Origin of the sequence: Bradyrhizobium yuanmingense (genome assembly GCF_900094575.1) — a bacterium.
Classification (GTDB): Bacteria; Pseudomonadota; Alphaproteobacteria; order Rhizobiales; family Xanthobacteraceae; genus Bradyrhizobium; species Bradyrhizobium yuanmingense.
In genome coordinates this window covers 41,454-54,526 of the sequence record NZ_FMAE01000010.1, presented here as the reverse complement: position 1 = coordinate 54,526, position 13,073 = coordinate 41,454, and the positions used below count along the sequence as shown (strand labels likewise).

Below are 13,073 nucleotides of genomic sequence, written 5' to 3'. Positions count from 1 at the left end.
ATCAGAATCCATTGCGGAGCAGCGTCTGCAATTCAGCCTTGCTGAGCTCGCCGAGTCCCAGCGTCTGGAGCGTTCGGCCACTTCGCGCAAAATCTTCGCCGCAGACCGCGCCGCCGATTGACAGAAACGCTTTGGCCAGCGGTGTGTCCACGCCAGCGAGGCCCGCGACGGACACCAGCAGCGACAGCCCAAGCCGCAGATCCTCGCGCATGTAACGGTGCTCTGTCAGCACGATCCGCTCGCGCCAATCACCGGAATCGGTCAGTCGGTCGTGCGAGCCGCGGCCATACATCCAGATCTCGCCTTCCCTCGCGTAGTGATGAGCCAGCGGGAAATGTGGCGCGCCGTAGCCGAGTGCCTCGCGCACTGCGATGCGTTCTGCGTCGAGCGCGTCAGTGACCCGGCGGATCGCGGCTTGCGTACCTTCCTTGTGAATGTCCCAGCGCTCGAAATGTTCGATCGGCCCTGCGTTCATCACGATCAACGGCGGGTGAATGATCGGACCTGCGTTCATCAGGGCGCCCGACAGCGCGTCTCCGCATGTCTCGATCGCGTCTGGGAAAGCGCGCCCGATCACTGCGAGGGCGTGGGGCGCCTGCTCGAGCGGGAACACGCCGACCGGGAGCCGCTTGGCGCGGATGGTGATCGCGACCTCGAACGGTCCGTGCTTGCGGGTCAGCCACGGAAGCGTGCCCGTTTCGGCAAAGCCGGCCTTGGCATTGTTGCCGGCATCTCGGGCCGCCTGGGCGAAGATCATCGAGCCGAACGTCGCTGGCGGCAGAAAGACGACCTGACCGTCTCGCAAATGCGGCGCGAGCAGGCGAGCGATATTTGATTGCGCGAAGGCGGGCGCGGGGCACAGGATCAGCTCCGTGCCTTCGACGGCGTCCGCGATGTCGGTCGTGACCAGCGCCAGCTTCACGTCATGACGGCCGTTGTGATCCTTGACCAGGATGCGCGAGTCGGCGGCGCGATGCGCTGCGACCTGATCGGCATCGCGGCGCCAGAGCCGCACCTCGTGCCCCGACAGCGCAAAATCGCCCGCGGCCGCGAAAGAGCCGTTTCCCCCACCCAGAACTGCGATCTTCAAGATGCTTCTCCTTGCGCCCGTGACTGCGCATCAAGCTGCTTCAGCAGGAAATGCTGGACCTTGCCCAGCGCCGTCCGCGGCAGGTCGTTGACGAAGACGATCTCGCGCGGAATTTTGTAGCGCGCGAGTTGCGCCTGAAGATGCGCCCTCAATTCGTCCGCCTCGAGCCGGCAGCCGGATCTCGCAATGACATAGGCGACCGGCACCTCGTCCCAGCGCGGGTCCGGCCGGCCGATCACGGCGCATTCGCTGACGTCGGGGTGTTCGAGCAGGACGCGCTCGACCTCGGCCGGGTAGACGTTTTCTCCGCCTGAAATGATCATGTTCTTCTTTCGGTCGCGGACCCAGAAATAGCCTTCGGCATCGCACAGGCCGATATCACCGGTGCGATACCAGCCATCCTGCAGCGCCTCGCGCGTTGCGGCGTCGTTTCCCCAATATTCGAAGAACACGTTGGGACCGCGCACCGCGATTTCGCCCGGCGTGCCCGCGGGCAGTTCTTCGCCGGCCTGGTCGATCACCTTTGCCTCGCAGCACAGGCCGGCAAGGCCGGTCGATCCCGCGCGCGAAAGATCGCCGCCAAGCCGCGTGTAGACGGCGATCGGGCAGGTTTCGGTCGAGCCATAGACCTGAAGCACCGGGACGTCGCGCGCGACGAAGCGCTCGATCAGGTGCGGCGGTACGATGGTCGAGCCGGTGGCGACGGCCTTGAGTGAGGAAAGATCAGCGGTCGCCCAGGCGGGATGCTCACTCACCGCCTGAAGGATCGCAGGAACCATCACCGTGAGTGTCGGCCGTTCCCCTTCAATGGCCGCAAGCGCGGCATCCGGCGTGAAGCGCGCATGGACCGTGACGGTCGCGCCCAGCTGCAACGCCGGCGTAGTCTGGATGTTGAGGCCACCGACGTGAAAGAACGGCAGCACGGTCAGCACGTGGTCGTCGGATGTCATGTTGTGCATGTGCTGGCTCATGACGCCGTTCCAGAACAGCGCCTCCTGGCGCAGCACCGCGCCCTTTGGCCGTCCCGTCGTGCCCGACGTGTAGACGATGAGCAGCGGGCAGGAGAGGTCGGTATGTGGATTTCGGCTCGTGCCGTCACCGCGGGCCAGCAAATCTTCGAATGTCGTGCCGCGAGGTGGCGTGAAGTCGAGGCCGACGACGGATGTCCCTGCCGCGGTCTGTCCCAGCTCGGCAAGCACGCCGGAAAACGCCTGCTCGAGCACCAGGACCTTGGTGCCGGCATCGCCGAGAATGAACAGCTGCTCGGCGACGGCCAGTCGCCAGTTCAGCGGCACCAGCATCGCGCCGAGCCGCGCACAGGCGTAAAGCAGAACCAGATAATCCGGCCTGTTCAGGCTTAGAATCGCGACGCGATCGCCGCGGCCGACGCCGAGCTCCCCCTTCAAGGCAGTCGCGGTCCGTTCGATCCGTGCGGCGAATGCCGCATAACTCAGCCGCGTCCCTTCGAAGGCAATGGCCGTCTTGTCTGGCGCGAACGCCGCGTTGCGGTCGATCAGGCTACAGAGGTCCACGGTCAGTCGTCCGTTTCACCGGCCTCGTACAGCGCTTCGCGCCCGATCCGGTCGAGGCAGAGCTCGGCGGTCCAGGGCAGCATCAGCGAGCCGCAGCGGCTGTCACGATAGATTCGCTCCAGCGGCAGCGAGCGAAGCATGGCCTGACCGCCGCAGGTGCGGATCGCGAGCGTGGCGAGCTCATTGGCGCCCTCCATCACCGAATATTGCGCGGCGTAGGCGCGCAGCACCTGCTCCTTGCTCGGATTGGCGCGCGCCTCGGTCACGGCCTGGAACCAGATTGCCTTGATCTGCTCCAGCTTGATCTGCATCTGCGCCACCGCGATCTGCTTGGTCGGGTACATCCGCCGCTTGACCGACGGCATGCCCGGGACCTCGCCGCGCAAGTAACGCACGGTGAAGTCGTAGGCGGCTTGCGCCAGGCCCATATAGGTCGGCGACAGCGTCAGGAACATGTGCGGCCAGCGCTGAGCTGCCTGGAAATACACGCCGCGCGGCATCAGCGCCGAATCTTCCGGAACGAACACATCCTTGAACAGCAGCGTCCGCGAAACCGTGCCGCGCATGCCCAGCGGGTCCCAGTCGCCGACGACCGAGACGCCTTCTGATTTGGCTGATATCGCCAGGTAAAGCGTGTTGCGGCGCGACGCCTTCTCGCCTTGCTCCATCTCGGTGCAAAGCACGCCGTAATAGTCGGCGTGGCCCGAAAGCGAGGCAAAGATCTTCTTGCCGTTGACGATCCAGCCCCCTTTAACCGGCCTTGCTTCAGTGCCGAATGCGACCCCGCCGGCAGCGGCAGCTCCACCTTCGGAAAAGGGCTGCGAGTAGATCGCTCCATCCTCGACGATGCGCTTGTAGTGCACCGCGCGCCGCCGCTCGTGCTCGGCACGGGTGTCCGCGTCCATGTCCAGATCGTCGGCGAGCGGACCCGACCACAGGGTCGAGCAGACATGCATGTTCCAGGTCAGCGCGGTGGCGCCGCAATAGCGGCCGATCTCGGCCGCCGCCAGGGCATAGGTCTGGTAATTCGCGCCGAGGCCGCCGTGCTTCTTTGGCACGGCAATGCCGAGCAGGCCGACGCGATGCAAATCGCAGTAATTTTCGGTCGGGAAGGTCGCCTCGCGATCGTAAGTGGCGGCGCGACCGGCAAAGACGGTCTGGCCGATCTCTCTCGCGCGGGTGATGATGCCGGCCTGCTCGTCGCTCAGGCTGAATGCGACAGGATCGAAGATCGGCGCATCCAGCGCGACCTTGTTGGTCGCGCCAATCGTCTTGCTGACTTGCATGGTCATCGCGCAATTACCTTAGGCTTTGGTCGCGAGAGAGTTCAGGAACCGGCCGAGAGCTTCGTCGAAGGCCTCGGGGCGTTCGAGATTGGCGAGATGGCCGACGCCAGGCAGCTCGACATATTCGGCCCCCGGGATATAGGTCGCCGTCTTTGCCATCATCGGCGCGGGCGCGTTGTTGTCCTTTGAGCCGGACAGCAACAGCGTGGGAACGGAGATATTTCCGAGCGTGCTGCGTTGATCGAAGCCGATGAGAGCCAGCATCATGGCGCGATAGCTCGCTTCGGGCACGCTCCCCATGCATTCGCGGGCAACCTCCATCCCGTTCGGGTCGGGATCGTCGCCGACGAGCTCCTTCACCAGGGAGGGGGCCAGCGACTTCATCGTCTCCCCGCGATCAAGCGGTCCCAGTCGCGCTGCGATGAATGATTTCTGCCAGTCGCCGTCCGCCTTTCCGAACGCAGGGCTGGTCTGCGCCAGCACGACTGCGCGTGCCAGCTTGGGGGATTGAACCAGCCACTTCTGAACGATCATGCCGCCGATGGAATGGCCGACCAGAACAGGTCTGCTGACGCCGAGTTGCTCGATGAACTGCTGGAGCGCCTCCGCCAGGGCAGCGATACTGACGCTCGCAAGCGGCGCCGATCCTCCATAACCGGGCATGTCCCATGCGATCGCGCGGAAGAGGTCGCCAAATGTCGCAAGCTGCCGCCGCCAGGCCCGCGCCGCGCCGCCGATGCCGTGCAGGAAGATCAGCGGTATCGCGTCCGGATCGCCCGCGGCTTCATAGGCGAAGCGTCCGTCCTTTGTTATCATTGGCACAGGCTGCGACACGCGACATCCTTCTGCTGGGCCCCTTCGATGCTAACAGGCCTTTCGGAGATGGAAAGCGATAATTTTATACTTAAAGCAATTTTCGGGCCGTCTCCCGCGCGGCGGCGCTGGCCGGTCGAGCGCCGCTTTCGTTGCAAAAACTTGAAGGTTAAAATATATCGAACACTGGTCACGAGATCCGAGGGAGCCAGCGCATGTCCGGATTGCCGCATTCGCCGCACGCGCTGGTCACCGGTGGCGGGCGCGGCATCGGCCGCGCGATCGCGTCCGCTCTCGTCGGCGCCGGTGCGACCGTGACCGTGCTTGGCCGGAACGCGGCGGTTCTCGACGAGGCGGTCAATGCAGGCGCCGCGCACTTTACGGCTGTCGCTGATGTCTCGGACGAAGCGTCTCTGAAAGCCGCGATCGCCGGGGCAAGTGCGCGCAAGCCGATCGACATCCTGATTGCCAATGCGGGCAGCGCTGAATCGGCGCCGTTCGCGAAATCGGACAGTGCGCTCTTCAGCCGGATGATGGATGTCAATTTCATGGGCGTCGTGCATGCCGTCCAGGCCGTGCTGCCGGGCATGAAGGATCGTCCCTACGGGCGCATCGTCGCGGTAGCGTCCACCGCAGGCCTCAAGGGCTACGCCTATGTCAGCGCGTATGCAGCGGCCAAACACGCCGTGATCGGCCTCGTGCGTTCCCTTGCCCTCGAGATGGCTGGAAGCAACGTCACCGTGAATGCGGTGTGTCCCGGCTTCACCGACACCGATCTCGTTGCCGGCAGCATCGACAACATCATGAAGAAGACCGGCCGAACGCGGGAGCAGGCGATCGCCGAGCTTGCGAAGCACAATCCGCAAGGGCGCCTGGTCACCCCCCAGGAGGTCGCAGACGCGGTTCTCTGGCTGTGCGGCGAGGGCGCGAGCGCGATCACCGGACAGGCGATCGCAGTGGCCGGTGGCGAAGTCTAGCCTGCCTGGCAGACGCGGAAAAAGAAAGCCAAGGAGATCCCATGAGCAGACCAGCCAATCCCGTTACCGTGCCGCTTGCGGATTACTCACCGCAGCATTTCCTGCTCGCCGCGGTCGACGGCGTTGCGACGGTCACGCTCAACCGTCCCGAACGAAAGAATCCGCTGACGTTCGAGAGCTATCGGGAACTGACCGACTTCTTCCGCGCCTGCGCCTTCGACGACGCGGTCAAGTCCATCGTCGTGACGGGTGCCGGCGGCAATTTCTCGTCCGGCGGCGACGTGTTCGAGATCATCGGCCCGCTGGTGAAGATGGACACCAAGGGTCTGACCGCCTTCACGCGCATGACCGGCGACCTCGTCAAGGCGATGCGGGCCTGTCCGCAGCCGATCGTAGCCGCGGTCGAAGGTATCTGTGCCGGGGCCGGAGCGATCATCGCGATGGCGTCTGATATGCGCCTTGCGGCGAGCGGGGCCAAGGTGGCGTTCCTGTTCAACAAGGTGGGGCTGGCTGGTTGCGACATGGGTGCTTGCGCCATCCTGCCGCGGATCATCGGGCAGTCCCGCGCCTCCGAGCTGCTCTACACCGGCCGGTTCATGACGGCGGAAGAGGGCGAGCGCTGGGGCTTCTTCAGCCGTATCGTCACCCCGGAGCAGGTGCTGCCCCAGGCGCAGGTTCTGGCCAAGCAGGTCGCGGAAGGCCCGACCTTCGCCAACACCATGACCAAGCGGATGCTGGCTATGGAATGGGCGATGTCCGTCGAGGAGGCGATCGAGGCAGAGGCCGTGGCTCAAGCCCTGTGCATGACAACGGCGGATTTCGAGCGCGCCTTCGAGGCTTTCGCCAGCAAGGTCAAACCGGTCTTCAGGGGCGACTGAGCCGGTCGTAATTATCTGCAGCCAATCCAGCAAGGGGGACTTGCGGGGGATTATTTTAGGTTTAAAATAATTTCATTGCCGCCTGCGTGAGATGAAGCTCGCCAATCGCGCGATGATGTCGCCGATGCGCATGTATTCGGGTTCCGCGACAGCGTGCGCGACCGGCAGGATCTCCAGGAGCTGAGAATTAAGACTAAGCCCAAGACCCGGGCCGAGCTCAAGGCGGACGCGACAAAGCCGCTTGCGGCGGAGTGACCGCCCGTGCGACCTTAACCCATTGCCTGCGGTTCGAGTGGAGTTAGGGCGATGAAGGCGATTATCGTCGGTGGCGGTATCGGTGGTCTCACGACGGCTTTGATGTTCCGCTCGCGCGGCCTGGATTGCGAGATCTTCGAGCAGGCCGACACCATTCGCGAGCTCGGCGTCGGCATCAACACGCTGCCGCACGCGATGCGGGAGTTGGCCGGCCTCGGCCTGCTGCAGAAGCTCGACGAGGTCGCGATCCGCACCGATCAGCTCTATTATCTCAACCGCCATGGCCAGGAGGTCTGGCGCGAAGCTCGCGGCATCGACGCCGGCCACGATGTGCCGCAATTCTCGATCCATCGCGGCCGGCTTCAGGGCGTCATCCATCGTGCCGTCGAGCAGCGGTTGGGCCGTGGGGCGATTCACACCGGCTGCCGGCTCGGCGCCTTCTCGCAGGACGAGGGCGGCGTCACCGCTTACTTCTTCGATCGCGCCGGCGCCCATGTCCACACCGCGCGCGGCGATATCCTGATCGGCGCCGACGGCATTCACTCGCGCGTCCGCGAGACGCTGTTTCCGAACGAAGGGCCGCCGTGCTGGAATGGCCTCATGCTGTGGCGCGGTGCGCGCGACTGGCCGCTGTTCCTCACCGGAAAATCGATGATCGTGGCCGGCGGTCTCAATGCCAAGGTGGTGATCTATCCCATCGCGGAAGGATCGAGCCCGGCGAGCCGCCTGACCAATTGGGCGGTGCTGGTAAAAGTGGGCGAGGGCAACGCGCCGCCGCCGCGGAAGGAAGACTGGTCGCGGCCGGGCCGCCGCGAGGAGCTGATGCCGCACGTGGCGCGCTTCTCGGTGCCCTATATCGACGTGAAGAGCCTGATCTCGGCAACGCCCGAATTCTACGAATATCCGACCTGCGATCGCGATCCCTTGCCCTATTGGTCATCGGGCAGGGTCACGCTGCTCGGCGATGCCGCGCATCCGATGTATCCGGTGGGGTCGAACGGCGCCTCGCAGGCCATTCTCGACGCGCGCTGTCTTGCGGATGTGCTGGTGCGCGCCGAACACCCGCGACAGGCCTTGCTCGAATACGAGAAGAAGCGTCTGCCGATGACGGCCGAAATCGTCCGCTCCAACCGGCGCGGCGGGCCGGAGGGCGTTATCGACGCCGTCGAGCAGCTCGCGCCCGACGGCTTCGACAATGTCGACAACGTCCTGAGCTATTCCCAGCGCGAGGCCATCGTGCGCGGCTATGCCACCAAGGCAGGTTTCGCCGCGGTGCCCGGACTCGCGGCGGTGCGCGCCTGAAGCGCGCCTAAAGCGCGATGCGATTGGGACGAATCGTCATCGCGCTTTTGGGTTATTGTTTGAGCATGATCTTTTCGGAAAACCGCTACGCACTTTTCCGGATCATGCTCTAGCCGCCGGGCGGCGGCGGCAGGAAGTGGATGTTGAACTCGGCGGCCATCGCCACGACGTCCTCGGGCTTCTGCTCCTTCATGTTGTGGAGACCCCAGAACAGGTCGAACAGCTTGCGGCTCGGCGAGACCCAGAACAGCACCTTGGCGGTCTGCTCCGACTTGTTGAAGATGCCGTGCGGCACGCCCATGCCGAGGCGGATCAGGTCGCCTGCACTGGCCTGCGCCTCCGAATTGCCCAGCATGAAATCGAGCTTGCCCTCCAGCATATAGAGATACTCATCCTGGTCGGGGTGAATGTGCGGCGGCACGAAGGTGCCCGGCGGTAGCGTCGCGTGCCAGGAGAAGCTGTTCTCCGCGTAGCTCTTCGGCACGTAGGTCTGGCCGAGGATGTTCCAGGAAATGCCCTGGATTCCTTCATTGGCCCGCGTGATGCCGGTGATTTCGCTCTTCATTGCAGTCCTCCCGTAGCGCGCTGCGCGGCTATTGTCAGAGCATGATCTTCATCGGAAAACCGCTGCGCACTTTGCGCTAGTGCGGCCCTTCGGGTCCGGATCATGCTCAGTTCGACGCCTTGCAGTCCTTGGCATAGCGGTCGCCGTAATTCTCGAAGACCTTCTGCACGATCTCGGTCTGGAACTTGCCGTCCGGACGCTTGGCGACCTTGGTCAGGTAGAAATCCTGGATCGGATAATTGTTGTTGTTGAACTTGAAGGCCCCGCGCAGCGAGGTGAAGTCGGCCTTCTTCAACGCGGCGCCAACGGCCTCCTTGTTGGAGAGATTGCCCTTCACGGCCTTGACTGCGCTGTCGATCAGCATCGCGGCATCATAGGCCTGGAAGGCGTAGGTGCCGGGAACGCTGTTGTAGGCGGCCTCATAGGCGGCAACGAACTTCTTGTTCTGGGGATTGTCGAGATTGGGCGCCCAGTTCGCGCCACCGAACATGCCCACCGCCGCATCCTGCTGTGCCGGCAGGGTCGATTCATCGACCGTGAAGGCCGAGAGCACCGGAATAGTATCGGCGAGCCCGGCCTGCCGGTACTGCTTGACGAGATTGACGCCGAGGCCGCCCGGCATGAATGTGAACAGTGCATCGGGCTTCTGCGAGGAAATCTTGGAGAGCTCCGGCTGGAAATCCAACGTGTTCAACGGCATGTAGGACTCTTCGACGATCTCGCCCTTGTAGTCCAGCTTGAAGCCAGCCACCGAATCCTTGCCAGCCTGATAGTTCGGCACCATCAGGTACATCCGCTTGTAGCCGCGGTCCTGCGCGACCTTGCCGAGGATCTCGTGCACCTGATCGTTCTGATACGAGGTCACATAGAAGAACGGGTTGCAATCCTTGCCGGCGAAGGTCGACGGACCGGCATTGGGGCTGATCAGGAAGGTTTTCGACTCCGTGATGGGCCGGTGGATGGCCTGCAGGATGTTGGAGAAGATCGGCCCGACCACGAAGTCGACCTTCTCACGTTCCAGAAGGCCCTTCACCTTGGTCACCGCAGCATCCGGCTTCAGCTCATCGTCGACGACGACGACCTCGACATCGCGGCCACCCATCTTGCTGCCGAGATCCTTCACGGCGAGGGCGAAGCCGTCGCGAACCTGCTGGCCCAGCGCTGCGGCGGGCCCCGATAGGGTCACGATCACACCCAGCTTGATTTTTTCCTGGGCGAGGGCAGGGGTCACCACGGTGCCGAGTAGCATCGCAGCTGCGGCCAAGGTTATTTTCGTCTTCATGATCTGTCCCTCGTGACGATTGGCTTGCGCTGCAAGCCACGTACTCCAATCCAAAGCTTATGCCGATGACGGCGGCCGCGGCAAGCCGAGCGCGGGGCGTCGCATCCTGCGGGCAGCGATGCATGCAAGCTGCGCGCCAATTATTTGAAGCCTAAAGAAACTGGCGTGCGGTCGATTGTTGCAGCTTTGGACTTGCGGCCGACGCGGATTTATTTGAAGCTCAAAACGTTGGGGAATCCGTGCCCGCGCCATGGCCGGCCGTGAGTGACTGCATCGACATGCTCGATTCCGAGACCAAGGTTGTCGAAACACCGGAGGACCACGCCGAAGAGCTTCGGCTGTGGCTGCGGCTCCTGACCTGCACGACGCTGATCGAGGGCGAGGTGCGCGGCCGGCTGCGGCAGCGGTTCGACGTCACGTTGCCGCGTTTTGACCTGATGGCACAGCTCGACAAGGCGCCTGACGGCATGACCCTGTCAGATGTCTCCAAGCGCATGATGGTCTCGAACGGCAATGTGACCGGGCTCGTGGAGCGCCTGGTGGAATCAGGCCATCTCGACCGGCGGACCTCAGACACCGATCGCCGCGTCCAGGTGATCCGGCTGACCAAGCTCGGGCGTGCCGAGTTCCGCAGGATGGCCGCCGAGCACGAGACCTGGATCGCCGATCTGTTCGCCGATCTCTCCCCGAAGGATGTGCGCGACTTGATGCGCCTCCTCGCCAAGACCAAGGCGTCCGCGCAGAAATCGGCCGCCCGCCGCCGGCCGTAGCCTACGGGCGCGACAGCCCGACACCCTTTGCCGCATGAAAAAGCACGGGATGCCCAAAATCCCCTATTGCGCCGAATTGTTTTAAGCCTAAAATGTTTTCCAGATCGTGCTGCCGGGTGCAATCCATGCTGAAAGGAGCGTGCGATGGCCAACGCCGCCAAGATTCAAGGGACGGGCTCGTCTGACGGCAGCGCCGCGACGGCCCATGTCGATACGTTCGCGCGGCAACATCTGCCGCCGCGCGAGCTCTGGCCCGAATTCATCTTCACGCGGCCGGAGCTGAACTATCCGCCGCGACTGAACTGCGTCAGCTATTTCCTCGATCGCTGGGTCGAGCAGGGCCATGGCGATGCCCCTTGCGTCATCAGCCCGGCCGTCAGCTACACCTATCGCGAGCTGCAGGCGCTGGTGAACCGCATCGCCAATGTGCTGGTTGGCAAGCTCGGTCTCGTCAGCGGCGGGCGTGTGCTGCTGCGCTCGGCCAACAATCCGATGATGGTTGCGACCTATCTCGCGGTGATCAAGGCCGGTGGAATCTGCGTGGCGACGATGCCGCTGCTGCGCGCCAAGGAGCTGTCCTATCCGATCCAGAAGGCGGAGATCACGCTGGCGCTGTGCGACGGAAAGCTCGCCGAGGAGATGGAGAAGGCGAAAGCTGCTGCGCCCGGTCTCGAGCGGGTCGTCTATTGGGGCAATGGCGCGGCGGATTCGCTGGAAGCGTTGATCGCCGATGTCAGCCCGGAGTTCGAGGCGGTCGATACCGCCGCCGACGACATCTGCCTGATCGCCTTCACCTCGGGCACGACCGGCGATCCCAAGGGCACCATGCATTTCCACCGCGACATGCTCGCGGTCTGTGACGGCTATGCGCGCAACATTCTGCGCGCCGAGCAAAACGATCGCTTTATCGGCTCGGCGCCGCTCGCCTTCACCTTCGGCTTCGGCGGCGTGCTGTTTCCGATGCATATCGGCGCCTCCTTCGTTGTACTGGAGAAGACGACGCCGGACGACATTCTGAATGCGATCGAGCAGTACAAGACCACGGTCTGCTTCACGGCGCCGACCGCATACCGTGCCATGCTTGGCAAGCTCGCAGGCCGCGACATTTCTTCGCTCCGCAAATGCGTGTCTGCGGGCGAGACCCTTCCCAAGCCAACATTCGATGCCTGGCTCAAGGCGACCGGGATCAAGCTGATGGACGGCATCGGCTCGACCGAGATGCTGCACATCTTCATCAGCGCGACCGAGGACGAGATCCGCCCCGGCGCCACCGGCAAGCCCGTGCCGGGCTATGAAGCCAAGATCGTCGATGATGAGGGCAGCGACGTGCCTCCCGGAACGATGGGCTTTCTCGCCGTGCGCGGGCCGACCGGCTGCCGCTATCTGGCCGACGAGCGGCAGCGGAAATACGTCCAGAACGGCTGGAACATCACCGGCGACACCTATTTGATGGATAGCGACGGCTATTTCTGGTACCAGTCGCGCTCCGACGACATGATCGTGTCGGCCGGCTACAACATCGCAGGAACTGACGTCGAAGCGGCACTGCTCACGCATCCGGCGGTCGCCGAGTGCGGTGTGGTCGGTGCGCCCGACGAGGCGCGCGGCATGATCGTCAAGGCCTATGTCATTGCCGCGCCCGGCGTGACCCCTGACGCTCAGCTGGTGGCCGAGTTGCAAGAGCACGTCAAACGCGAGATCGCGCCGTATAAATATCCGCGCGCCATCGAGTTCGTCGCGCAATTGCCGAAGACCGAGACCGGCAAGCTGAAGCGCTTTGCCCTGCGGCAGCTGGCGCAGGCTGCAGTGACGTCCTCAGGCGTCGCCGCGGAATGAGAGAAGGATAGAGAATTGTCTGTGACGACGCCGAAAAGCCCGCAACTCGCGGTCCTGCCGACCGCAGCCGAGGATGGAACGCGCACCAAGGCGCAGATCCTGCAGCCGTCAGGCTGGCCGCTGCCGAAGGGCTATGCCAACGGCATGGCTGCCGAAGGACGCATCGTCGTCACCGGCGGGGTGATCGGCTGGGACGCCGAGGAGCGTCTCGCCGATGGCTTCGTCGCGCAGGTGCGCCAGACCCTGGACAACATCGCAGCGATCCTGGCCGAGGCCGGTGCCCGGCCCGAGCACCTCGTGCGCCTGACCTGGTACGTCGTCGACATGGACGAGTATCTGGCCAATCTGAAGGAGCTCGGCAGGATCTACCGCGGCGTCTTCGGAACGCACTATCCAGCGATGGCCCTGGTACAGGTCGTCCGCCTCGTCGAGAAGGCGGCGCGCGTCGAGATCGAAGCCACCGCCGTCATTCCGAGCTGAACTCCGC

Annotated in this window: 12 protein-coding genes; 6 read left to right on the top strand and 6 right to left on the bottom strand. The window is 64.0% G+C overall.

From position 1 onward, the window contains the following. Position 1: 1 nt before the first annotated feature. The 4 genes from GA0061099_RS30975 to GA0061099_RS30960 are packed head-to-tail and all read right to left on the bottom strand — an operon-like array spanning position 2 to position 4,724. The gene (locus tag GA0061099_RS30975; RefSeq protein ID WP_036028941.1) at positions 2–1,090 is read right to left on the bottom strand and encodes an NAD/NADP-dependent octopine/nopaline dehydrogenase family protein; all 1,089 of its coding nucleotides are present in this window, start codon (positions 1,088–1,090) and stop codon (positions 2–4) included. After that, entirely contained in the window at positions 1,087–2,622 is a 1,536-nt protein-coding gene (locus GA0061099_RS30970; protein WP_036028946.1) for a class I adenylate-forming enzyme family protein, read from the bottom strand. The genes GA0061099_RS30975 and GA0061099_RS30970 overlap by 4 nt, the downstream gene beginning before the upstream one ends. A 2-nt stretch (positions 2,623–2,624) precedes the next feature. Continuing rightward, positions 2,625–3,914, bottom strand: a complete 1,290-nt coding sequence (locus tag GA0061099_RS30965) for an acyl-CoA dehydrogenase family protein (RefSeq protein WP_036028947.1) — start codon at positions 3,912–3,914, stop codon at positions 2,625–2,627. 12 nt (positions 3,915–3,926) lie between these two features. Next, positions 3,927–4,724, bottom strand: coding sequence for an alpha/beta fold hydrolase (locus tag GA0061099_RS30960; RefSeq protein ID WP_050996054.1), 798 nt, complete (start codon positions 4,722–4,724; stop codon positions 3,927–3,929). 212 nt (positions 4,725–4,936) lie between these two features. Between GA0061099_RS30960 and GA0061099_RS30955 the strand changes: the two genes are divergently transcribed. The 3 genes from GA0061099_RS30955 (at position 4,937) to GA0061099_RS30945 (ending at position 8,133) form a co-directional block, all read left to right on the top strand. After that, positions 4,937–5,698 carry an SDR family NAD(P)-dependent oxidoreductase gene (locus GA0061099_RS30955; protein ID WP_036028951.1) on the top strand — a complete coding sequence of 254 codons (762 nt, stop codon included), beginning with the start codon at positions 4,937–4,939 and terminating at the stop codon, positions 5,696–5,698. A 41-nt stretch (positions 5,699–5,739) separates the two neighbouring features. Further along, the gene (locus GA0061099_RS30950; protein ID WP_036028952.1) at positions 5,740–6,576 is read left to right on the top strand and encodes an enoyl-CoA hydratase family protein; all 837 of its coding nucleotides are present in this window, start codon (positions 5,740–5,742) and stop codon (positions 6,574–6,576) included. Between the two features lie 306 nt (positions 6,577–6,882). Further along, a complete protein-coding gene (locus GA0061099_RS30945) occupies positions 6,883–8,133 on the top strand; it encodes a flavin-dependent oxidoreductase (RefSeq protein ID WP_036028954.1) in 1,251 nt (416 codons plus the stop codon). Positions 8,134–8,242: 109 nt separating this feature from the next. Here the strand turns inward: GA0061099_RS30945 and GA0061099_RS30940 are convergent, their stop codons facing one another. Both GA0061099_RS30940 and GA0061099_RS30935 read right to left on the bottom strand, forming a co-directional pair. Further along, on the bottom strand, positions 8,243–8,698 hold the full coding sequence (locus GA0061099_RS30940) for a cupin domain-containing protein (protein WP_036007559.1): 456 nt from the start codon (positions 8,696–8,698) through the stop codon (positions 8,243–8,245). Positions 8,699–8,804: 106 nt separating this feature from the next. Continuing rightward, positions 8,805–9,980 (bottom strand): ABC transporter substrate-binding protein, encoded by a 1,176-nt coding sequence (locus GA0061099_RS30935; RefSeq protein WP_036028956.1) that lies wholly within the window; start codon positions 9,978–9,980, stop codon positions 8,805–8,807. 278 nt (positions 9,981–10,258) lie between these two features. Here GA0061099_RS30935 and GA0061099_RS30930 point away from each other — a divergent pair, with 278 nt between their 5' ends. The 3 genes from GA0061099_RS30930 (at position 10,259) to GA0061099_RS30920 (ending at position 13,066) form a co-directional block, all read left to right on the top strand. Then, on the top strand, positions 10,259–10,750 hold the full coding sequence (locus GA0061099_RS30930; RefSeq protein WP_036028958.1) for a MarR family winged helix-turn-helix transcriptional regulator: 492 nt from the start codon (positions 10,259–10,261) through the stop codon (positions 10,748–10,750). Positions 10,751–10,894: 144 nt separating this feature from the next. Next, positions 10,895–12,586, top strand: a complete 1,692-nt coding sequence (locus GA0061099_RS30925) for a benzoate-CoA ligase family protein (RefSeq protein WP_074448216.1) — start codon at positions 10,895–10,897, stop codon at positions 12,584–12,586. A gap of 21 nt (positions 12,587–12,607) precedes the next feature. After that, positions 12,608–13,066: a RidA family protein gene (locus GA0061099_RS30920; protein ID WP_036028978.1), complete on the top strand. Its 459-nt coding sequence runs from the start codon at positions 12,608–12,610 to the stop codon at positions 13,064–13,066. Positions 13,067–13,073: the final 7 nt, after the last annotated feature.

Bases quoted from the DNA above. Each gene is read 5' to 3' on its own strand.
- GA0061099_RS30955 (WP_036028951.1), top strand. From the start codon at position 4,937: ATGTCCGGATTGCCGCATTCGCCGCACGCGCTGGTCACCGGTGGCGGG.
- GA0061099_RS30950 (WP_036028952.1), top strand. From the start codon at position 5,740: ATGAGCAGACCAGCCAATCCCGTTACCGTGCCGCTTGCGGATTACTCA.
- GA0061099_RS30960 (WP_050996054.1), bottom strand. From the start codon at position 4,724: ATGATAACAAAGGACGGACGCTTCGCCTATGAAGCCGCGGGCGATCCG.
- GA0061099_RS30935 (WP_036028956.1), bottom strand. From the start codon at position 9,980: ATGAAGACGAAAATAACCTTGGCCGCAGCTGCGATGCTACTCGGCACC.
- GA0061099_RS30945 (WP_036028954.1), top strand. From the start codon at position 6,883: ATGAAGGCGATTATCGTCGGTGGCGGTATCGGTGGTCTCACGACGGCT.
- GA0061099_RS30925 (WP_074448216.1), top strand. From the start codon at position 10,895: ATGGCCAACGCCGCCAAGATTCAAGGGACGGGCTCGTCTGACGGCAGC.
- GA0061099_RS30965 (WP_036028947.1), bottom strand. From the start codon at position 3,914: ATGACCATGCAAGTCAGCAAGACGATTGGCGCGACCAACAAGGTCGCG.
- GA0061099_RS30930 (WP_036028958.1), top strand. From the start codon at position 10,259: ATGCTCGATTCCGAGACCAAGGTTGTCGAAACACCGGAGGACCACGCC.
- GA0061099_RS30940 (WP_036007559.1), bottom strand. From the start codon at position 8,698: ATGAAGAGCGAAATCACCGGCATCACGCGGGCCAATGAAGGAATCCAG.